22 protein-coding genes are annotated in these 20315 nt (G+C 37.0%); 4 read left to right on the top strand and 18 right to left on the bottom strand.

Going from position 1 to position 20315, the window contains the following annotated elements; translation table 11 throughout:
- Positions 1 to 26: 26 nt before the first annotated feature.
- The 8 genes from RT761_RS10715 to RT761_RS10680 form a co-directional block, all read right to left on the bottom strand.
- Positions 27 to 899 carry a MurR/RpiR family transcriptional regulator gene (locus RT761_RS10715; protein WP_218111416.1) on the bottom strand — a complete coding sequence of 291 codons (873 nt, stop codon included), beginning with the start codon at positions 897 to 899 and terminating at the stop codon, positions 27 to 29.
- Between the two features lie 327 nt (positions 900 to 1226).
- A complete protein-coding gene (locus RT761_RS10710) occupies positions 1227 to 2273 on the bottom strand; it encodes a radical SAM/SPASM domain-containing protein (protein ID WP_218111415.1) in 1047 nt (348 codons plus the stop codon).
- A complete protein-coding gene (locus RT761_RS10705; protein ID WP_218111414.1) occupies positions 2254 to 3081 on the bottom strand; it encodes a carbohydrate ABC transporter permease in 828 nt (275 codons plus the stop codon). Before RT761_RS10705 ends, RT761_RS10710 begins: the two co-directional genes overlap by 20 nt.
- Before the next feature lie 3 nt (positions 3082 to 3084).
- Positions 3085 to 3972, bottom strand: coding sequence for a carbohydrate ABC transporter permease (locus tag RT761_RS10700; RefSeq protein WP_218111413.1), 888 nt, complete (start codon positions 3970 to 3972; stop codon positions 3085 to 3087).
- A 92-nt stretch (positions 3973 to 4064) separates the two neighbouring features.
- Positions 4065 to 5294, bottom strand: a complete 1230-nt coding sequence (locus RT761_RS10695) for an ABC transporter substrate-binding protein (RefSeq protein ID WP_218111412.1) — start codon at positions 5292 to 5294, stop codon at positions 4065 to 4067.
- Positions 5295 to 5445: 151 nt separating this feature from the next.
- Positions 5446 to 6291, bottom strand: a complete 846-nt coding sequence (locus RT761_RS10690) for a sugar phosphate isomerase/epimerase family protein (RefSeq protein ID WP_218111411.1) — start codon at positions 6289 to 6291, stop codon at positions 5446 to 5448.
- Between the two features lie 466 nt (positions 6292 to 6757).
- Positions 6758 to 7768 (bottom strand): zinc-dependent alcohol dehydrogenase family protein, encoded by a 1011-nt coding sequence (locus tag RT761_RS10685; protein ID WP_218111410.1) that lies wholly within the window; start codon positions 7766 to 7768, stop codon positions 6758 to 6760.
- Complete coding sequence (locus RT761_RS10680) at positions 7743 to 9182, bottom strand: sodium:solute symporter family transporter (protein ID WP_218111409.1); 1440 nt, start codon at positions 9180 to 9182, stop codon at positions 7743 to 7745. The genes RT761_RS10685 and RT761_RS10680 overlap by 26 nt, the downstream gene beginning before the upstream one ends.
- Before the next feature lie 37 nt (positions 9183 to 9219).
- On the opposite strand from RT761_RS10680, the gene RT761_RS10675 reads away from it, so the two are divergent.
- The 3 genes from RT761_RS10675 to RT761_RS10665 are packed head-to-tail and all read left to right on the top strand — an operon-like array spanning position 9220 to position 11266.
- On the top strand, positions 9220 to 9879 hold the full coding sequence (locus RT761_RS10675) for an endonuclease III domain-containing protein (RefSeq protein WP_218111408.1): 660 nt from the start codon (positions 9220 to 9222) through the stop codon (positions 9877 to 9879).
- The gene (locus tag RT761_RS10670; RefSeq protein WP_218111407.1) at positions 9876 to 10643 is read left to right on the top strand and encodes a hypothetical protein; all 768 of its coding nucleotides are present in this window, start codon (positions 9876 to 9878) and stop codon (positions 10641 to 10643) included. The genes RT761_RS10675 and RT761_RS10670 overlap by 4 nt, the downstream gene beginning before the upstream one ends.
- The gene (locus tag RT761_RS10665; protein WP_218111406.1) at positions 10556 to 11266 is read left to right on the top strand and encodes a hypothetical protein; all 711 of its coding nucleotides are present in this window, start codon (positions 10556 to 10558) and stop codon (positions 11264 to 11266) included. The genes RT761_RS10670 and RT761_RS10665 overlap by 88 nt, the downstream gene beginning before the upstream one ends.
- Before the next feature lie 59 nt (positions 11267 to 11325).
- Here RT761_RS10665 and RT761_RS10660 read toward each other — a convergent pair whose 3' ends face one another.
- The 5 genes from RT761_RS10660 to RT761_RS10640 form a co-directional block, all read right to left on the bottom strand.
- Positions 11326 to 11676: a hypothetical protein gene (locus tag RT761_RS10660; RefSeq protein ID WP_218111405.1), complete on the bottom strand. Its 351-nt coding sequence runs from the start codon at positions 11674 to 11676 to the stop codon at positions 11326 to 11328.
- Between the two features lie 57 nt (positions 11677 to 11733).
- Positions 11734 to 12072 (bottom strand): hypothetical protein, encoded by a 339-nt coding sequence (locus RT761_RS10655; protein WP_218111404.1) that lies wholly within the window; start codon positions 12070 to 12072, stop codon positions 11734 to 11736.
- A 48-nt stretch (positions 12073 to 12120) separates the two neighbouring features.
- The gene (locus RT761_RS10650; protein WP_218111403.1) at positions 12121 to 13125 is read right to left on the bottom strand and encodes an L-threonylcarbamoyladenylate synthase; all 1005 of its coding nucleotides are present in this window, start codon (positions 13123 to 13125) and stop codon (positions 12121 to 12123) included.
- Positions 13126 to 13663: 538 nt separating this feature from the next.
- A complete protein-coding gene (locus RT761_RS10645) occupies positions 13664 to 14902 on the bottom strand; it encodes a clostripain-related cysteine peptidase (RefSeq protein WP_218111402.1) in 1239 nt (412 codons plus the stop codon).
- A 98-nt stretch (positions 14903 to 15000) separates the two neighbouring features.
- The gene (locus RT761_RS10640) at positions 15001 to 15333 is read right to left on the bottom strand and encodes a hypothetical protein (RefSeq protein ID WP_218111401.1); all 333 of its coding nucleotides are present in this window, start codon (positions 15331 to 15333) and stop codon (positions 15001 to 15003) included.
- 191 nt (positions 15334 to 15524) lie between these two features.
- On the opposite strand from RT761_RS10640, the gene RT761_RS10635 reads away from it, so the two are divergent.
- The gene (locus RT761_RS10635; protein ID WP_218111400.1) at positions 15525 to 16280 is read left to right on the top strand and encodes an undecaprenyl-diphosphate phosphatase; all 756 of its coding nucleotides are present in this window, start codon (positions 15525 to 15527) and stop codon (positions 16278 to 16280) included.
- 1 nt (position 16281) lies between these two features.
- On the opposite strand, the gene RT761_RS10630 is transcribed toward RT761_RS10635, so the two are convergent.
- The 5 genes from RT761_RS10630 to RT761_RS10610 form a co-directional block, all read right to left on the bottom strand.
- On the bottom strand, positions 16282 to 16584 hold the full coding sequence (locus RT761_RS10630) for a hypothetical protein (RefSeq protein ID WP_218111399.1): 303 nt from the start codon (positions 16582 to 16584) through the stop codon (positions 16282 to 16284).
- Positions 16584 to 17216, bottom strand: coding sequence for a LysE family translocator (locus RT761_RS10625; RefSeq protein ID WP_218111398.1), 633 nt, complete (start codon positions 17214 to 17216; stop codon positions 16584 to 16586). Before RT761_RS10625 ends, RT761_RS10630 begins: the two co-directional genes overlap by 1 nt.
- 58 nt (positions 17217 to 17274) lie before the next feature.
- The gene (locus RT761_RS10620; protein ID WP_218111397.1) at positions 17275 to 18273 is read right to left on the bottom strand and encodes an ROK family protein; all 999 of its coding nucleotides are present in this window, start codon (positions 18271 to 18273) and stop codon (positions 17275 to 17277) included.
- Between the two features lie 66 nt (positions 18274 to 18339).
- On the bottom strand, positions 18340 to 18525 hold the full coding sequence (locus tag RT761_RS10615) for a hypothetical protein (RefSeq protein WP_218111396.1): 186 nt from the start codon (positions 18523 to 18525) through the stop codon (positions 18340 to 18342).
- A gap of 526 nt (positions 18526 to 19051) precedes the next feature.
- Positions 19052 to 20314 (bottom strand): replication-associated recombination protein A, encoded by a 1263-nt coding sequence (locus RT761_RS10610; protein ID WP_484463097.1) that lies wholly within the window; start codon positions 20312 to 20314, stop codon positions 19052 to 19054.
- Between the last annotated feature and the right edge of the window lies 1 nt (position 20315).

Genomic DNA, 20315 nt, shown 5'->3' with positions numbered 1-20315 from the left:
TGAATAATAAAAAATGAAAATATATTTTACTTTTCCTGGCTCATTTTTTGAAGAACTTCAGCACTTCTTTGTAAGAGTTGAAGAGCAGGAGGTCCATACTTTACTACAATGGTCGCATAAAGAATATCAGTTACAAGGAGTTGAGCAAATCTTGAAACCGTAGATTCACCAAAGAATCCTGATTCTTCACAAGCAGCGGTAAGAATACAATAATCAGCAAGTTTTGCTAACGGCGAAGACTCATAGCTGGTTATGGTCGCAATGTCTGCTTTGTTTTCTTTGGCTTTTTCGGCTGCCATTATCAGAGCAGGATTAGTCCCGGAATTCGAAACGACTATGATTAAATCTTCGGAACCGGAATGTCCGGCTGCTACCATCATGAGAGGGAGATCGGTATAAATATTGCAGTTCATATTTAAACGACTGAGACGACCATAAAGACTCATTCCAGCAATGATGGATTTTCCGCTGCAGAAAATATTAACTTTGCGCGATTCAACAGCTTTTACAGCAATTTTTTCAATGATATTTTTATCGATTTGCTGGAGCGTGCTTTTGGAAACTTCTTCCTGAGCTAAATATATTTTTTGAACAATTGCTTCCATACTATCTTGAAACCGGATTTCTCCATAGATTAATTCTTTGTCTTCTTCAACTCCTCCCAATTCGTGAGCCAATTGAATTTTTAAAGCTTGAAAATTTTTCATATTTATCTTTTGAGAGAATCGGGTAAGAGTTGATTCACTAACTCCACTTTGCTTGGCAACTTCATTAATCGTCATATGGGTAAAATCTTCAAAATGGGTGAATAGATAATCTGCAACTTTTTTCAAAGATGGAGTGAACGAAGAATAATTGCTTTTAATTTTAATTATCAGGGGTGGTTTGTTTTGAGCCAATTCAGTTTACCTCATTCCTTTAAGATTTACTAAACAGATTAGAATAAATATTTTCATCTGTCAATATTGTTTTATGTATTTATATCAGAAAAATGATTTTAAATAAATATAATATTTAATAGATAATAGTGAAATTTAACAAAACTGCTTTATGCTTAAATAAAAGACATAGATTATCTTGTATCCGAGTTATAATAGGGTGCAATTGTACCAGATTTTAAAATTAAAAACCAGTTGAAGAAGGATAAGGATAATAAGTAATTCGAACATTTTTAATGATGAAGAAATATATCGATAGAAAGAAAAAAATAATGGTTTAAAACCGAACTATTTTAAAAAACACTGATAATCATCAGCATACGGATCACGAAAAAGAGAATAACAAAGAGCTCGACAGCCATGGCAATCATCAATGAAACAGGAATGGCATTTCCCCTTTAGATGATCATGTTTAGTTACAGTTTGAAGGAGCTTGGACTTTTCAATAACCGACCATAACCCATCTTGAAGAATATTTCCCAGAGGATAGATAAATCGTCGACAGGGATAAAGCGTTCCGTTAGGCATTATACAAAGTGCTTCGTTGAGATTGCAGGCTGCGCCCAAGATATCAAACTGAGGATAAAATTGAATCCAAAAGGCCTTATAAGGAAGAAGGTCTTCAGGAGCAACATCAAGGTCGAAATATTGAATCAGTTTCTTTAAAAGGTTTTCCCAGTCATATTTGTCTAAAACTAAATTTTTTAAGCCTCTTCCCTGCCCTTCAGGAATGAATCTTTCCAATATTAATCCGTCAAGGTTGAGTTTTTCGCCTAAGGACAACATTAATTCTAACTCGGGGAGATTCATCTTTTGAAGGGTAAACATAACAACAGTTTTAAAATCATGACGCAATTGGATTAGTTTTATTTTTTGCAGTATAGAATTAAAGGTGCCTTTCCCCCGAATAAGATCGTTGCTCTGGGAAGTAGCGCCTTCCAGTGATAATTTAATGGTGCTTAATTTTGAAAATTTTTTCAGTTCAAGAAGATAGTCTTCGTTTAATAACAATCCGTTCGTAATAAGCATCAATTCTTGGACAACTGGGCTTTGATTTAGAAAACGGAGCAAGGAAACAAGAACCGGTTTATCCAGTAAGGGTTCTCCACCGGTTATATTGATACAGGTTGAATAATTTCGTGATTTTAATTCATTGATAATCTTCTCAGCAACAGCGAGTAAAAAATCAAGACTTGCACCTTGAGAATATTCCGATTGATAACAATGATGGCACCGAAGATTACAACGGTCAGTAATATGCCATTGAAAATTGAACATTCGATCGGGGTTTTCTACCGTATTTTTCAGCTCGCTTTCAACCTTTAACTGCTCCACCCGAAAGACCTTGGACCAGTTCTTTTTCAATAATCATAAATAAAATAACCACCGGAATCAAGGCCAAAAATGCTGCTGCCATAAGATACTGCCATTGAACGGTCCACCGACCAATGAAATTATATAGACCAAGAGTTAACGGTCTTTTTTCCATCGAGGTTATAAAGGTTAAAGCGAACATAAACTCATTCCAGGCCGATATAAAAGTATAAATGATAGTTGTAACTAATCCCGGCATAGCAATTGGAATAAGAATCCGGGTTATGGTTTGGAGGCGAGAACATCCATCGATGAGGGCTGCTTCTTCAATGGCTTTGGGAATACTACGAAAATAGCCACTTAATAGCCATATAGCAAAAGCTAAAGTAAAGACACCATTGGTTAGAACCAGGGAAAGTAAATTATCTAAGAGACCAAGTCGTGCGACAATTTTAAAAAGTGAGATGACTACAATAATTGGAGAAAACATTTGAACCACTAAAAAAAGATACATCATAAAGTTTTTTCCCATAAATCTTAATCGAGCAATGGCATAAGCAGCTGGAATGCATAAAAGCATATTGAATACAGTAGTTCCAAAGGCGACAATAAAACTGTTTCTAAAATAAGCAACCAACGGGTATTTCGACCATATGTCACTAAAATTAGTAAAGGTTAAATTTTTAGGAATCCAGTGAGGAGGATTGGAATAAACTTCTTCAAGTGGTTTGAGCATGGTTGAAATCATAACAAAAAAAGGAAAGAGTAAAACTAAAAGGACAAAGATAATAGCCGGATAAACAAGATAGTGAGTATTTTTTCTATTCATTATTTATTGCGCTCCTTCTCGGAAGAAATTTCGGGCATAAATAATACTCACAGTAAGGAGAATCGCAAAGGTAATAACTGCCATGGCTGCCGAAGGACCAAACTTGATGTATTGAAATGCATATTTATAAATATAGGTGATAAGAATGTCGGTTGAGTTAGCAGGACCTCCTTTGGTCAAAATGTAAATAACATTAAAATCATTAAACGTCCATAAAATAGAAAGCAAGGTTGCCACTGTCAATACCCCACTTAAAAGAGGAAGAGTGACAAATCGGAATTTCGAAATTGAGGTTGCACCATCGACTTCAGCAGCTTCATACAGTTCTTGAGGAATTGCCTGTAATCCAGCTAGAAAAACCAATGCCATGAAAGGAATTCCACACCAAATATCAACCCATAAATTTGCCATAAATGCAGAAAGGGGATAAGCTAACCACACTGGCGGGTTTAAACCTAACCATCGTAAAGTATAGTTTAATAATCCAAAGTCGTTATTGTAAGTCCATTGCCAGAGCATGGCACTGATTGGAATGGAGCTTGCCCAAGGTATGATGATTAAAGTCCGAGCTAATTTTCTTCCTCTGAAATCGACGTTTAAAAGAAGAGCGATAATTAATCCGATTACCGTTTTTGCAGTTACTGCCAGCGCTGTCCATACGCACGATCGAATAATAATTTGCCAAAATTCAGGGAGTTTAAAAAGTGTAATATAGTTCCCCATTCCAAAAAAACCAGTTAAATTTGCTAATTTATTGACTTTGAAGAAAGACATGAGAAAAACGTAAAAAATGGGATAAAACATGAAGACGATTAGAAAAACTGCTGAGGGTATTAAGAGGAGATAGGCTAATCGTGATTCTGTAGTCCAAAATTTCCCAGCCCGACTCATAATCTTCTCCTTTTGTAGATCGCTAAGAAGTGATTCCTGTAACTTTTAAGTATATTAGAGAGGGGATTTTGTCTCCCCTCTCTAAAGCATATTTAGAATCCTCTTACGGCATCAATAGAAGCTGCAGCATCATCCATCGCTTGTTGTGGTGTTTTCTGTCCAAGGAAAGTTGCCTCGATATTATCCCAAATCAGATCGTTGCATTCTGGCCACTCAGCCATCAATGGCCAAGGTTTGGCACCAGCAATTTGATCAACCATGTACTTATATACTGGAGTTTGGAAGAACTCATTGTCGGCAAGTGATTTGGTAACCGGTGGGAAACCAACCAATTTATCGAATTCCAGCCTCCACTCATCGGAATAGAAAAAGTCTAAGAATTTGGAAGCTTCGGCTTTCGCTTTTGAATCCTTAAACATAACTAGGGCGTCGGTAACAATAAGTGAACTCTGAGGTTTCCCTTCAAAATGAGGAAGAGGAGCAACATCCCATTCAAAAGGAACATTTTGTTGGGTAAGAAGTGTCGCACCAAAACCTCCGGTCATCATAATAGCAGCGTTTCCAGATATAAAGAGATTTTGAACCTCATCTCTTTTGTATGCAGTCACTCCCGGTTGGGTTAAATTATCTTTAACTAAATCGTTCATAAAGGTTAAAGTGCTAACACCGGCTTCGTTGTTGACAATACATTTTCCGTAGCTCCCGTCTTCATTGATATCAAAGAAATACCCATCATTACCAAACAAGAAATAAGCAAATTCAGTGAGCTCAACGTATTTTTGACCAGTTAAGGCTATTCCATAGAAATTTTCTTCCGGTTTGGCTACTTTTTCTAACATAGTGCGCATTTCTTCAAAGGTTTCCGGAGCTTTGTCTAAAAGATCGGATCGCCAATACATGACCCGAGTTCCCGCCGCTACTGGCAAACCATACACCACTCCCTTAATTTTTCCTTCAAAAAGTGCTGGATCTATATTATCGAGTAATTCTGGGCTGAGATGTTGCTCAATTGGTTCCACAACCCCCATATCCATCAATTCCAGCAGCCAACGAGTTCCAATAACTGAAAGATCAGGAGGATTGCCTCCCGCAATATAAGTAATGAGACGATCATGCATATCATTCCAAGGTGTAGATATTATTTCTAAATCAATATCCGGATGTTTTTCTTCAAAAGCCTTTTCTAAATTTGTAGCATATTCCGGAGTTAATCCATCATACTCTGCCCACATAACTCTAACTTTAGTTGCAGCTCCAACCATTAAGGCTAATCCCAGAACTAAAAACATTGAAAGACAAACGACCCATAATGATTTTTTCATAATTCACTCCTCCTTTAGTGTTACATTAAAATATTCTTTAGGTAAATGTTTTAGATAAAATGTTTCACCCCCCTTAAAAATATTAATAATTTTCACTCACCCGTTAAATATTTTATTTAAAGATAAACATAAAAAATGATAGACGGTATTATTATACCCTCATATTCATGATACAATCAAGATTATAAGAAAGGTTTGCCAGCAAAGCGTCGATGGAATAGTGATAAGGAGGAATCATTTCTGCAATCAAGAAATCATCATATCCAATTGATTTTAGACTTCCCATTACTGCTGGAAAGTTAACATCACCCTCAAGAGGAAGACAGAATCCATTGATGTTTCCGACTGAAAGTTTAAAGTCTTTTATATGAATGGTTACAATTCGTTTTCCAAGAATCTCGATCCACTGTTCTGGATATCCTGAAATAAGAACATTGGCAGTATCAAAATGAACTCTTACCCATTGATTATTAAAACTATCGATAAAACTGCGGAATTCTAAGGGGGAAAGAAATAATTTATTCCATACGTTTTCTAAACCTATAGTTATTTTAGCATCAGCTGCAAATTTTGCTATTTCTGAAATTGATAATCGTGAATTTTTATAGGCTTTTTCGTATGGAACTACTTCTGAAGAAGGGTCCCAGGGAACATTAACATACCCTGGGATTAATAAAATAGACTTGGCTTCCAAAGTAGAAGCGATTTCAATCAAACGCTTAGCGATATCAATAGCTTTTTTCCTAACTTCGGTATTAATGGATGCCAAATTATATTTCCAATGTAACCCTGAAGCAATGCAACGAATTTCTATATTTTTATCTTCTGAATGAGCTTTCCATTCCAGCAACTTTTGTTGATCGATATTTAAAGGAAAACTACCTTCTTCATCAGGGCATAGCTCTACACCATCGAAACGGTGTTTCGCTGCTAATTGAATAATGTCCGGTATTGAAAAGTTACCAGGAAATGCCCATTGATTAACTCCTTTTTTCATTTTTAATCCTCCTTAAGAAAAAATGATAAGAAATCATTATAGTTTTTTATTACCACTATTTATTTACTTCTGCTTGATTATTTATTACTCGTTCCCGTATTTTTAGAATTGACCCTCATGCTGCTTTCACAGCACCAGATGAGGTCGAAAACAAAGATTCGACATGCTATGGCATGTCGCTACATTAATCAAAAAATGAGCGCAATACATACTTTCCCCCTACAATTTTATATCCTTTTGTGGGGGCTTGATTTATCATGCCCGTGTATTTTCAGGATTGATTTTCATGCCATGTTACGTCATTTGATGACAATGAAAAATATATATATGACGATCAATCTCCCCCTTTAGCAAAGGGGGTTGGGGGGATTTGAATTTTTTCCTGCTCCGTCATTGCGAGAAGTCCAACCAAAGAATGGTTGGACGACATGGCAATCCCATTCACACTCATAGTCATGCTAATAAATTATGGAATGATTTGAATTTTCATATGATCGGGGTCGTGATAAAAATCCTGTATCCCTCTTTCAAAATCTTCTAAGGAATAAGTTGAAGATATAAGGTTTTTGACCTGTATTTTACCCGAGGCAAGGAGATTGATCGAATACTGCATCGTTTTTTTCACAGCGTAGGAGCCAACGATATGAATATCACGACGAAAAATATCATAAGGTTCGACTTTCATCATATCACCAATAGGAGCAACTCCAAAAACTAAAAAGGTTCCATCGGGCTCAACAAATTGCAGCTCTCTTTCCATAACTCGGGGTGATCCAGTAGCATCGGCAACCAATTCAAACCCAAAAGGAGCAATCGCTTTTAATTTTTTTTCTCCTTCTGCATTGTTGAGAATCACCTCAGACGCTCCCATCTTTTTAGCAAAATCAAGCTTTTTTTGACTAATGTCAACCATAATCACCTGGGAAGCACCGCTTATTTTAAGCAATGACATTAAAAGCAAACCAATTGCTCCAGCTCCAAATATTAAAACCTTTTCGCCTGGTTTGATCCCACTTCTTCGGACTCCGTAAACCACACACGCTAGTGGTTCAGCAAGCGCTGCTTCAGAATAACTTAAATGGTCGGGTATATGAAAGACACCCTTTTCGGAAACGGCAACATATTCAGCAAAAGCTCCATTTTGAGTTACACCTATCACGTGACTATCCAAACAATGATTGTTTTTATTTATTTTGCAAAAATAACATTTATCACAAAATATATTGGGATCGGCAGTAACCCGATCACCTGGTTGAAACTGAGTGACTTCTTCTCCAACTTCCACCACTTCTCCTGAAAACTCGTGGCCGGCTACTAAAGGGAAATCAGAAAAGTATTCACCTTTTAAAATATGAATATCTGTGCCACAAATCCCAGCAGCTTTAACTCGAATTAGAACTTCATCTTTTTGTGGTACAGGTTTTTTAATATCACTTATTACAAATTTTTCTTTAGCTTCGAATAGACACGCTTTCATTTTTATTTCCTCCAGTTAATATTGATACTAAGGGGAGAACTCCAAAAGGAATTAAAATAGCGAGAGATCCGATAAACGGCACAATGCTGGACTTAAATCCAAATGCCCAGGAAAGGATCAATGCAAATGCCAGGCCAGTGACCATGCTAGCTAAAGCGCCCTGGCGGTTGGCTTTTTTCCAAAAAAGACCATAAACATATGGTGCAGCAAAGCTACCAGCAGTTGCTCCCCAAGAAATCGACATTAAATTTACAATAAAGGTTACTTGGGATATGGCAATAATCAGGGATAGAAAGATAAATAAAATGCATAAAATTCTCATCACCGTCACATTGTCTTTCCCATATTTTTTTGGTAAAAGGTCTATGGTGATTGCTGAAGACGACACTAGAACTAATGATGAGAGTGTTGACATTGATGCAGAAAAAACCAGCAAGAGAAAGATGATTGAAAAAGCAGTGGGCATGTATTGAATTAATAAATTGGGCATAAGAAGATCAGGATTGGCTACCCCATTCATTGTCGGAAGTTCTTTAAAAAAGAGATGAGTTAAAGCTCCGGAAAAATAGGCACTAAAACTGCAAACCAGTGCGAAAATGGTGGTTATAATGGTAGCAGTAAATATCACTTTTTGATTTTTAATTGAGTAAAACTTCTGAACCATTTGAGGGAGTCCCCAAGGACCAAAGCTGGTTAAAACCACCAAACCGAAAAGACCAATGAATCCCGGCGGGCCAACAACACCTACCAATTTAGGGTTGATAGCACTCATTTTTTCCACTACCTGACTCAAGCCTCCAACTTCAGGTCGACTTAGTAAATACAAAACCATATAAATTGAACCAAAAAACATGATTCCGCCCTGGACTAGGGTGGTAATGCTCACTGCGAAATACCCACCCATAACCAGATAAGCTCCGGTAAGAACAGCCATGAGCAAGAGGGCGTATACATAGGGAATTCCCATAACCACATCAAATAAATAACTCAGTCCCATATAGACAGATGCAGAATAAGGAACTAATAATATGAAAATAATAACCGCAGCAAGATATTTCAATATCTTGCTTCCGTAGCGAGCTTCCAAAAATTCCGGCATAGTCCGAGCGTTAAGTTGCTCGGTTACGGAGCGGGTTTTTTTTGCTAATACTAACCATGCTAAAAGCGATCCAACAAGGGTATTTCCGGCAACAATCCATAGGTCGGAAAGACCGTAACCCCAACCAATCCGACCAGCATATCCTATAAAAATTACTGCACTAAAATAGGCACCTCCATAAGCAAATGCTGAAACCCAAGGGCCAAGGGTCCGATTAGCTAAAAAGAAATCGCCGATATTTTTTGTTCTTTTCAAGCTATAGAAACCAATTGCTATCATAATTACAATGTAAATTACTAAAGCTAATATCTTCACTTGCGAATCCACCCCCTTTTATTTATTATTATCTCATATGAATAACCAAAACATTGCTCAAACTTTTGCTATTTTACAGGAAAATAAAAAACAATGGCAAGATTCAACTCTGGAAAGTTTGGAAAAAAATCCCTTTTTCATTTTAGTAGGATGTATTTTAAGTTTACGAACCAAGGATCAAATGACCCGTCAAGTTGCTGAACGGTTATTTAAGATAATTCGGAGCCCGCAACAACTTCTCAGCTATTCTGAAGATGATATTGCTCAATTAATCTATCCTGTTGGCTTCTACCGAAGGAAGGCGAAAAACTTAATTGATATTTCAAAGATTCTCATCATTAAATATCAAAGCCAAGTTCCTTCCACATTGGAGGAACTATTGGAACTCCCCGGGGTTGGACGTAAAACTGCCAATTTAGTTCTAACTGTCGGGTTTGGTAAACCTGGTATTTGTGTTGACACCCATGTTCATCGGATCGTGAATCGATGGGGATATGTAAAGACCAAAACACCCGAACAGACTGAAATGGCCCTTCGTGACAAACTTCCTCAAGAATTCTGGATTCCCATCAATTCCTTGCTGGTATTATTCGGTCAAAATATTTGCCTTCCTCGACGACCTCGCTGTGGGAATTGTTCTATTGAAAATTTCTGTGATCAAGTTGGTATTGAAAAAAGGGAGACTCAAACTAAATGAACATTTTCATTGTTCCTCTTATAACCATATTTATTATTAATATCTTGTTCTACCTGATCTTTTTTCGAAAAAAGCCGTTATCGCTTCAAAATTGGATTACAATTTTCTTCTTTCCTTTTATTTTGGTGATGATCATACCCTATCATCAGGTCGAACGATTCTTCCTCAATAGATTAGCAGGATTCCTACCAGTTTTTTCAATTAATTCGATTCTTGTTATTGTTGAACTCATTCTATTATCTGTAAGTTTGCTTTTTTTAGTAAAAGTAACCAAAAAAAGCGGGATTGAACTTTTCAGATATTTTTTATTGATTGGAGTCGGTTTAGGTTGCGGGCGTTTTTTTAGGAATGTGATTTTAGTATGGTATCATCCACTCAGTTCCTTTTTTGGATATGGCCAGTTTTCAAATTTTATAACCGGTTTTTTCATAGCACAGGAAATCCTTCAAATTCTCATCGTTATTGTGAGCAGTGGCTTTTTAGGAATTGGCTTAATGAGGTTGACAAAAAAACAACACTCAGCTGGTATTATGTCGATTATTTTTGCCTTTTGCATTTTAGAAATTGACGCTTTAGTTCAAGTTCTTTTCCAATATGTACCGTCCTTTGCCTTCTTCTCGGCTGTTTATGTCATTAGTATATTACCCCTTCTCTTCATTTTAGGAGGCGTATTTTTATGGATTTCTTATCGTCGTCAAGAGAAAAAAGAATTAGAAACCAAAAAAGCAAGTACCGACGTTGTTTCGGACTCATCTGTTTCATAATTATCATCCTTTTTTCATTCAAACCAATTGCCTTGGCAACTGAAACCTTAAAATATTCAATTATTTCTAGAGATTTGGTTTTGGGTGAGATGTTTTATGAAATTGAAACCATCGATCAGAAAATAATTATTCGTTCTTTTTTTGTCACCAATCAAAGTGAAGAACCTCAAAAAGACATTGAATTGATTATTAATCGTGAGGATTTAGCTCCAAAACTATCCAAGAAATGGTTGAAAATTTCTGAAGGTGAAATAACTATTGAAGCTCAATACAGCCAGGAAAAAGTGGATGTAATATTAGAATCTCCCTATGGTAAAAAAGAGACGTCACTAAAAATAACCGAGTCAACTTTTGATATGGAACAGATATTTTTTCTGCCCAGTTTAGAAAATTCTGGCAAATTTATCGATCGACAATTTCCGGTTCTCGTCCCAGCATCAGGTATGATTTGGTCAGGTAAAATCTTGAAAGTAGATGAGGATGAAAATTCGGTCCTTTTAAAATACACTTTAGCTGGAGAAATACTCTATTTACAATACGAAAAAGCCGTCCCTTACCGACTTTTAACAATGAAAGCTCCCAACCGAGGATATGACTTAATTCTAAAAGATGAAATGAAGTAACCGGGTGAATAGAATAAGGAGGCGTGATTTCTTAATTTATTCGCGCCTCCTTGGAAAAACTAAGGTCTTACTATAGTATCGAGAGTTAAAGGAATAATTTGTGAAGCTGTAAAAGGTGCTCTAAATTTCCACCGGTATTCGGCTCCATAACTACTTCGAATCCAGACTTCATGATCAAAATCAAGGGCAACAAAAGTGCTAATCCTATCAAATGGTTTTAAGTATCCAATATGAATACTGTCAACATACACTTCACCATAGACCAGCGGATCAGCTGAATCAAAGAATATTTTTCCGATTCCAGTGGTTACCTTAACTCCAAAACCTAAAAACTCACAACCAGAGACAGTTATTAAAAAAACCAGAAGAAGGGCAATTAGTATTACAATGAATATACTTTTTTTGGACATTCTATTAGTGTCCTTTGTTATGTTTTAATTTATTAATCTGCAAACAAAAATACTGGTTTAAGGGAGCCAAAATACTTGTCCACTATATTGTGGTGTAATATAACGGCAGCAGTAACTCCCAGTTCCAAAACTATAATCTACAACTTCAACTAAATATGTTCTTCCAAAGGTTAAAGTTCCACCAAGACAAGATGTACCTACAACATTAGCCCCATCAATTACACCCCAATTACTATTATCTACATAGAGAGTTCCATATATTGAGGGACTGTTGGTACAAATTCTGATAGACCCAGTTGCTGGCGTAATCGGAACATCGACAACCACACCACACCCAGCGATTACCAATGTAACCATAACCGCGGTTATTAAAAACAATACTTTTACCTTTTTCATAGTTTTACCCCCTTGATTTATTTCATTGGTATCTTACTTTTAAAATGCTTATCTGTCAATGAAAATAAGCTTATGATTTTCGACTTTTACTATTCCGGTTGAAGCACGAATTAACCGATCCATAACTGCATGACCCAAACCATTTTGCTTCACCGGAAGTGCAATAATGGCTCGATAATCCATTCTTTCTAACGTTCGGAGTTGATGAAATAAATTGGCGGCAATCTCTTTCACATCACCATCTTGACTTAGAGAAAAGATAGTACTTTCAATCGCAAAATTAGAATCAGGAGTTAACAGAGCATAACCATTCACGTCAATTTCTATTAGTTTATCAAAGTTTCCTTCGTAAATGTATAGAGGTGTTTTTGGTGAATAGTGTTTTTTGGTAAGGCCAGGTGATAACAACTTTGATATTTTCATTTTGACATTAACCCTGCCTACTACTTTTTCGATATCCTCAATAGGTATTCCTCCTGGTCGAAGGAGTATAGTCTCTTCTTCGGTTACAAAAATCACTGTCGACTCTACCCCAACCGTGGTTGGTCCTCCATCTAAAATAAAATCGATTGAATCTCCAAGGTCAGAAAGAACGTCTTCTGCTTGGGTAGGACTTACGTGTCCAAAGCGATTAGCACTGGGAGCGGCAATTGGGCACTTTGAATATTTGATGAGTTGCAAGGCAATTGGATGAGAAGGCATCCTTACCGCAACAGTATCTAAACCAGAGGTGACAATATCGGGAACACTTACTTTTTTAGGAAGAACGAGAGTTAAGGGACCAGGACAAAAAACCTCGATTAACTTTTCAGCTTTTGATGGAATAATGCTACACAATAAACTATAATCATCCTTTTCGGCGATATGTACGATGAGTGGATCAAAACGCGGTCTTTTCTTGGCTTCAAAAATTTTTACGATTGCTTTTTCAGAAAAAGCACATCCTCCAAGGCCATAAACCGTTTCAGTTGGAAAAGCGACTAAACCGTTTTGACGTATAGCTTTAGCAGCTTTGAGTAAGTTTTTTTCGGTTGGTTCAAGAATTTCAGTCAAAATAAAACCTCCAAGGAGACGTTCAACTTCATTATAGAATGAATTAATTAGAAGAACAAGGAAAGAGTGAGGAGTGAGAAAGAAGGAAAAAAACTAAAGAGAGATAAATGACTTTTCACAATTCCTATTCTGAAAATACCGAAACGGATAATAAATGATTAAAAAAAGAAAGGCACACCCCCCTTAAATCCCCCCTCAATGGGGGAATATATTTAACAACTCCCCTCCTTAAAGGGGTGCCGCTTCGCAGCGGGGAGGGTGCCTTTCAGTTTTTCCTGATTATTCTGAGAAAAATTTTAAAGAAAAGGATAAAGGATGAGATTCTCACGTTGTACAACCCAAGAACGGTTGAACTCCTCGCAATGACGGATTTGGAATGGGCATGATAAACCAAGCCTCTACAAAAGATTATAAAATATAGGGCACAATGTATTGCGCCCATTCTTTAATTAATGTAGCGACATGCCATGGCATGTCGTATCTTGAGTTTTCACCCTCATCTGGTACCAAAAAACTGGCATGAGTTTTTATCTTAAAATTACCGATATCCGCCTATCGTAAGATGCCGGATTAGGTCATCCCAATTGGTATTTTTAGCAAATTGAAGGTTTTGGTACTTCTCTACATATTTAGTGTAGATAGGTAGATAGATACTTATTCCTTGGGCATTGTTCAGCGTCCAATAACTATTATTTCCCTGGTTTTTACTATAGAGAACCGAATTTGAAACCTGGTTTAACACCTGCTGGGCTGAATATTTTACTTGAGAGCTCAATATTTGAGGATGTCCAATTAATTTTAAAGCAAAATCACCCAGGTCAATAAAATCAACATCACTAAAACAGATAGTTTCACGAGTAATAATATTCCGATAGACTTCTTTTGAAGTTCTATTGTCTTGCATTATTGTCATTGCCAAGTTATTGACTTCATTGGCAAGTGCTGAAAGTTGCATGGAATTTACTGAAGCTAAAGTAAGTGTTGTTCCAAAAGGATAATGAGAAATATAAGAATCGATCATCGCCCGAGCTAAGCTATCTGGACCCATGTTGGGAGAAGTGACTAAATTTTCCAGAAAATGGTGATAGTTAAATCCCTCTCCAGGAACGTTATCTTCCGATGCAACAAATATTTCCGTATGATTTCTAACTTCGTATGCCACTTCCAACATTCCCATTAAACAGGCATCCATAGCTAAAAGATCAAAATAGACACCCGATCGGTTTAACGCTTGCTCAACTTCGGGAATGGTTAAAGCATCGTCGCCAGATGTTTCATCCCAACAAATATCCTTTGGCAAGTATCCTGGTTTTTTAAATCCGCCTCCATGATTCCATAGAATTAAAGAGTATTTCTGAGCGGGGTAATTCTTGACACAAAATTGGATAAAATCAACCAAGGTTTCACCGGTCCCCATATTGACTTCGCCAATATCTTCAATAATTGGCGAAGTAATATTTCCTTGATCATAATCTTTGGTAATGAAGTATCTTCGAGCACCAGCATACCCATAGGAATCGTATTGAACAACAATTTTTACTTTGTCAGTCGAACCGACCAATTCCATGGAATTGATATTTTGTATGGCGTATGGATCGAGGTCATTATCGCCATCGACATAAACCATGATGGTCCAAGCGGTTGAATAAGCTCCTGGAGTTGGTCGTGGTGTTGGATTTAGACCAGGGTTATCATTTGGAGAGTTAGGTACACAAGAAGTTAGAAAAATATTGATAATAAAAACAAGAACAAGTTTAACAAATAACCGTTGCTTCATTGGTATGTTAACCTTTCTATAGAGTAATAATTTAGCAAAAAGGCTAAACACTTAATAAAAATTAGCGTTTAGCCTTTTTAAGCTTTGAAATATTTACCTTAGAAGTCATTAAATATCAATATACTTGTTTGAGGAGTTTGAACTATTTCTGGATGGCTAATCCAACCATACTCATCCCTAAGTTCAACCGATACAACTCCACAAGGAACAGTTACTTGAACCATCCCATTAAAATCCAAGTACTTCCCTGTAGAGATTCCATTTACCCAAACATACCCGTAACAATCCCAACACTGGGAATAAATAGTGAGGCTACATGTTTGCGGGGGAATATTAGTTGGTACTGGTGGTTGAGATGGGGCGCAACCAGCGACAATAAGTAAAGAAATTATAGCAAGAACAAAAAATATTACACTTAAATTTCTTTTCATATTACACCTCCTTGGTTTATGATAAATTTATAGTATTTTATTTTTCAGTACTGGTCAACCTTTTTGACGAATATTACAAAATATTTGTGAAAATTATGCTTTATAATTTATTATATCGGCTAAAATCTACATATCTTTAAATAAAATGAATATAATTGACGATAATAGCCTTAGCGTTTACAGGAGGAAACATGAATCCAGTTCAATCAATGTTACTCGGTCTTATTCAAGGTTTAACCGAATTTCTCCCGGTATCTTCCTCAGCCCATCTGATTCTTCTCCGCCCTATTCTCGGTTTTGGAGATCCGGATTTATGGTTTGACGTCCTTCTCCACGGAGGAACATTATTTGCGGTTCTATTATTTATGATTCCTCAATATCATCGTTTATGGAAAAAACCATCAATAATTTGGTATGTAATTTTGGCAACGATACCTGCCGGTATTTTTGGAACGCTTTTTGAGTCCAGCGTGGAAAGTCAAGTTAGAAATAACTATGGATTGATTGCGGTAATTTTGATTGTAGTTGGATTGATTTTCTTTTTCATTAAAGAAAGAGGAAATCGGTATTTAGAAGAAATGAATTGGAATTCAGCTCTCTTAATTGGATTATCCCAAGCACTGGCTCTTATTCCTGGAGTATCTCGCTCAGGAATAACTTTAATTACCGCCCTCCTGCTTGGTTTCCGTCGAGAAGATGCAGTGTTTTTTTCTTTTCTTCTTTCAATAACCACTATTGGAGGAGCTTTTGCCAAAGGATTAATGGAAGTTAATTCCAGTGGTCGAATTCCTTGGGTAACAATTTTACCCGGCTTTATGGTTTCATTTATCTCTGGTTTGATTGCTTGCTTCTTGTTGTTGAGAATTGTTCAAAATAAGGAGCTGAAACCTTTTGGTTTTTATCGAATAATATTTGGAGCATTATGCCTTGCTTATTTTTTAACTTAAACTAAAACATGACTTCTTCTATAAGGATTCGAATATTTTCTTTTAGTATTTCATCAATTCTTTTAAAAAGATCATCAGAAAAGCGATTTACTGGAAGCCAAATCTTTATTCTTCTATCTTCGCAGACCAAATTAATTTCTGTTAAAGAACCGGTTTCCTTTCCTACCGATTCGGTAAGATAAGTGCTTAAGGATGGAAATGGAAAGAAACAAAGAGAAAATAAGTCTTCTAATTCATACTCCCAATAAATAAACACCGTCTCACGATATCGATAGGGAACCGGTTCGAGTTTTAATTTGATCATTATACCGCTCCATAAACAAAATATATTCCGAACCCGATTAATAGGACTCCACAGACTGCAATAATGCTTTGATACACTTTTTGGGAAAGGAATTTTCGTCCACGGTCAACAGCAAATGAAACCGAACTGTACCATATCAAATCAGATAGAATATGGCCAATAAAAAACACTACCACTCCCCACAGACGATATTTGGAAGCAGAAATTATGAGTGCCATTCCTATGGTTGCCCACCACATAATCCAGTAAGGATTAGAAAGACTCGCAATCATTCCATGTAATATAAGGTTTTTACCCGGGTCTTTTCCATCTTTCTTTAAATCAATTTTTGCTTGTCGCAGGCTCCGAATCATATCTATCCCAAGGTAAACTAAGACCGCGCCACCGACAATTCCAATTACCTTAAAAACTGTTTCATTTTGAAGTAATGAGCTGAGACCAAGAACCAATGCAATTACCAAAGCTAATTCTAATATACCGTGCCCCAAAACGGTTAGCGGACCAGCCTTAAAACCGGATCTTGAGCTTCCCGACAATACCAGCGCAAACATGGGTCCGGGCATAAGGGCGCCAGAAAAGCCAATCAAAAAAGCACTTCCGAAAATAGTAACCAACCCCAAAGTATCGTCCACAGCTCACCTCATTATACTTTATAAATTTTCTAAAACGATTTTAATTAAAATTTAGAAGCTATTCTGAGTCAAGTATTATTTCACCTTTTATGAGTTTCTCCTTAGACCAGGTTGCTGTTCCAATAACCCCAGCATCCATTCCTAATTCAGTTTCGGTGAATTGAATAGTACTCACAGGAACCATATGAAGGTTTTCTTTAAGGCTATTGGCAATACTCTCAAATAGCAGACGACCAGCTTGAGCAACTCCTCCACCAATTATTATCATTTCTGGATTCACAACAACACAAGCTGAAGACAGGGCAACACCAATATAAAAACCTGATTGTTTGATAATATCCTTGGCTATTTCGTCGCCAGCTACTGCTGCATCGGCAATAATCTTAGGAGTAACCAGGTTGAGATCTCCCTTAATCATATCCCGAATCATAGTATCATTCTGTTGAACTAAAGATCGAAGAGCTTGGGCAACAATGGAAGGTCCTGAGGCGTAAGACTCAAGGCATCCCCGGTTTCCACATCCACATTTTATTCCACCCGGTTCTACAATAATATGACCGAGTTCGCCGGCACTCCCATCTTTTCCAATATATAAATTTCCATCAATAACCACTCCACCACCAATACCAGTTCCAATTGCCATAAGAATTAAGCTTTTGACATCCTTTCCTGAACCAAAACGTTTTTCAGCCAGCGTAATAGCTCGGACATCATTAATTACCGCAACAGGAAGGGAAAGTTTTTCTTCTAACCATTCTTTTATTGGAATATGCTTCCATTTATTCGGAAAGTTGGGTAAAAGTAAACATATTCCGCGATTCCAATCAATTAATCCAGGGATGCCTATACCAAGAGAATAGATCTTGTATTCTTTTTGTTCTGCTTCCTTTTTTAAACGTTTTGCTTCATTGGCAATATCTTCGACCACATTTTCTGCTGGTCGCATCGCCTGAGTCGGTATCATTGAACGAGCAATGATTGATCCTCGGTCGTCAACAATGGCAATTTTGGTATTGGTTCCTCCGAGGTCAACACCGATATAGGCTTTTTTTATCATTGATAACCCTCCAAACTGAATAATCATAATATTAGTTATTTTTTTATCACAAGGCTTAATAACAAGCTATTTTAGTTTATTTTTTATATCCTGTAAATACAATGAAGAGTGAGTTGTGGGTAATAAATAGTAAATATTACATCCCCATTCTTGTTTTCTACCTTCTTTTTTTCCTAAAAATACTAATCCGTTTTTTAAGGTAATTCTTTTAGAACAACTAACCAGGATCTCATCCAGGACTTTCATCCTCATCCTCACCTTCTCCCATCAAGGGAGAAGGAACTTTGAGTCGTCATTGCGAGACCTGGTTTTTTGAGGTCGTGGCAATCTCATGATTCATCTTTTATTATGTGTTGAATTGTGGTATTGAAAAAGATGAGATCCTCACGTCGTCCGGTAAAAACACCGGACTCCTCAGAATGACAAATTAGGTGGCAGAGATTGACACGTCGCCCAACCAAAGAACGGTTGAGCTCCTCGCATTCAGGCTGTGTCACAATTATTCTGTAAATATTTACCACCACTTAGGTTAATATTTTACAGTTATATTGGGAATAGATAACCAAAAAACTGAAGATAAATAGAATGTATCCTCCACTTTCAAGCTCTTCTTGGTGTATGAAAGGGATTGTGACACAGTCTGATTGACGGAACAGTAAAAAACACAAATCCCCCTAACCCCCTTTGCTAAAGGGGAAATTGATCAGCGTATACATATTTTCATCTCTATCCGGCTCTACTAAGCAGTATGAAGGTCAATTGTTATTAGAAGCTTAGATTAATCCTGATCACTATATTTTTTTGATTTCCAAAGTTGATGAAGCCAACTGCGGATCATTTTTTCATATCCTCGTGTTGACGGTTGATAATAAATTTTTCCCGTAAGCTCGCGAGGCAAAAATTCTTGCTCAACGAAAGCTCCTGGAAAATCATGAGCATATTTATATTCTTTTCCATAGCCAGAACTTTTCATAAGCTTAGTGGGCGCATTCCTTAAGTGGAACGGCACTGGTAACGATCCGTAATCACGCACGTCAGCTGTTGCTCGGTGCAAAGCTTTATAAGATGCGTTACTTTTAGGGGCACTGGCTACATAGAGAGTCGCTTGCGCTATCGATAACCTTCCTTCCGGTTCTCCAAGAAAATCATAAGCTTGCTGAGCGGCTACAGTGATTTGTAAAGCTCGAGGATCAGCATTTCCTATATCTTCTGATGCACAGGCAATCAATCGCCTAAAAATTGAATGAGGGTGCTCTCCAGCTTCCAACATCCGACACATCCAATAAACTGCTCCATCAGGATCACTTCCTCGAAGACTTTTGTGAAAAGCAGATAGCATATTGTAATGTTCTTCGCCGCTTTTATCATAAAGAAATGATTGTCTTTGTAAAATATCAGCTACTATTGAAACGGTAATAGGTAAGTTTTGTTTTTGAGAAATATTAACGACAATCTCAATTAGATTAAGCGCTTGACGAGCATCTCCATCAGCCATTTCTGCAATACCTTCGAGCACGCCATCTTCCAATTTCAAGTCAGGAACATTCAAGCCCCTCTCGCTTTTAATGGCTTTTTTCAATAATATAACTAAATCAGGATTTGAGATTTTTTTAAAAACAATAACTTGGGTTCGAGACAATAAGGGTCCAATAACTTCGAATGAGGGATTTTCGGTCGTTGAACCAATCAATACAACAACTCCAGACTCAACATAAGGCAATAGAACACTTTGTTGGCCTTTGTGGAACCGATGAATTTCATCAATAAAAAAAACCGTTTTTTTTGAATCTGCTAAGTTTTTTTCCGCGATTCGAATTGATTCTTTAATATCTTTTACACCTGAAGCTACCGCACTAATCGATTGAATTTCATAACCACATTGCTCGGAAATAAGCAACGCTGTCGATGTTTTTCCTGACCCTGGTGGTCCCCAAAAAATCATAGAAGGAAGTGTGCCGGTTTGAATGATTCGGCATAAAACACCATTTTTCTCGGTAAGATGTGGTTGCCCTACCACGTCTTCCAATTTTTGTGGACGCATC

The organism is Atribacter laminatus (assembly GCF_015775515.1).
GTDB lineage: Bacteria > Atribacterota > Atribacteria > Atribacterales > Atribacteraceae > Atribacter > Atribacter laminatus.
The sequence above is the reverse complement of the archived record's forward strand: the minus strand, read 5'-3'. Positions and strand labels throughout refer to the sequence as shown.

Coding starts and splice junctions, on each gene's coding strand:
- RT761_RS10705 (WP_218111414.1), bottom strand. CDS start 3,081: ATGAATAGAAAAAATACTCACTATCTTGTTTATCCGGCTATTATCTTT.
- RT761_RS10700 (WP_218111413.1), bottom strand. CDS start 3,972: ATGAGTCGGGCTGGGAAATTTTGGACTACAGAATCACGATTAGCCTAT.
- RT761_RS10695 (WP_218111412.1), bottom strand. CDS start 5,294: ATGAAAAAATCATTATGGGTCGTTTGTCTTTCAATGTTTTTAGTTCTG.
- RT761_RS10690 (WP_218111411.1), bottom strand. CDS start 6,291: ATGAAAAAAGGAGTTAATCAATGGGCATTTCCTGGTAACTTTTCAATA.
- RT761_RS10685 (WP_218111410.1), bottom strand. CDS start 7,768: ATGAAAGCGTGTCTATTCGAAGCTAAAGAAAAATTTGTAATAAGTGAT.
- RT761_RS10675 (WP_218111408.1), top strand. CDS start 9,220: ATGAATAACCAAAACATTGCTCAAACTTTTGCTATTTTACAGGAAAAT.
- RT761_RS10670 (WP_218111407.1), top strand. CDS start 9,876: ATGAACATTTTCATTGTTCCTCTTATAACCATATTTATTATTAATATC.
- RT761_RS10665 (WP_218111406.1), top strand. CDS start 10,556: ATGGATTTCTTATCGTCGTCAAGAGAAAAAAGAATTAGAAACCAAAAA.
- RT761_RS10660 (WP_218111405.1), bottom strand. CDS start 11,676: ATGTCCAAAAAAAGTATATTCATTGTAATACTAATTGCCCTTCTTCTG.
- RT761_RS10655 (WP_218111404.1), bottom strand. CDS start 12,072: ATGAAAAAGGTAAAAGTATTGTTTTTAATAACCGCGGTTATGGTTACA.
- RT761_RS10645 (WP_218111402.1), bottom strand. CDS start 14,902: ATGAAGCAACGGTTATTTGTTAAACTTGTTCTTGTTTTTATTATCAAT.
- RT761_RS10640 (WP_218111401.1), bottom strand. CDS start 15,333: ATGAAAAGAAATTTAAGTGTAATATTTTTTGTTCTTGCTATAATTTCT.
- RT761_RS10635 (WP_218111400.1), top strand. CDS start 15,525: ATGAATCCAGTTCAATCAATGTTACTCGGTCTTATTCAAGGTTTAACC.
- RT761_RS10630 (WP_218111399.1), bottom strand. CDS start 16,584: ATGATCAAATTAAAACTCGAACCGGTTCCCTATCGATATCGTGAGACG.
- RT761_RS10620 (WP_218111397.1), bottom strand. CDS start 18,273: ATGATAAAAAAAGCCTATATCGGTGTTGACCTCGGAGGAACCAATACC.
- RT761_RS10615 (WP_218111396.1), bottom strand. CDS start 18,525: ATGAGGATGAAAGTCCTGGATGAGATCCTGGTTAGTTGTTCTAAAAGA.
- RT761_RS10610 (WP_484463097.1), bottom strand. CDS start 20,314: ATGCGTCCACAAAAATTGGAAGACGTGGTAGGGCAACCACATCTTACC.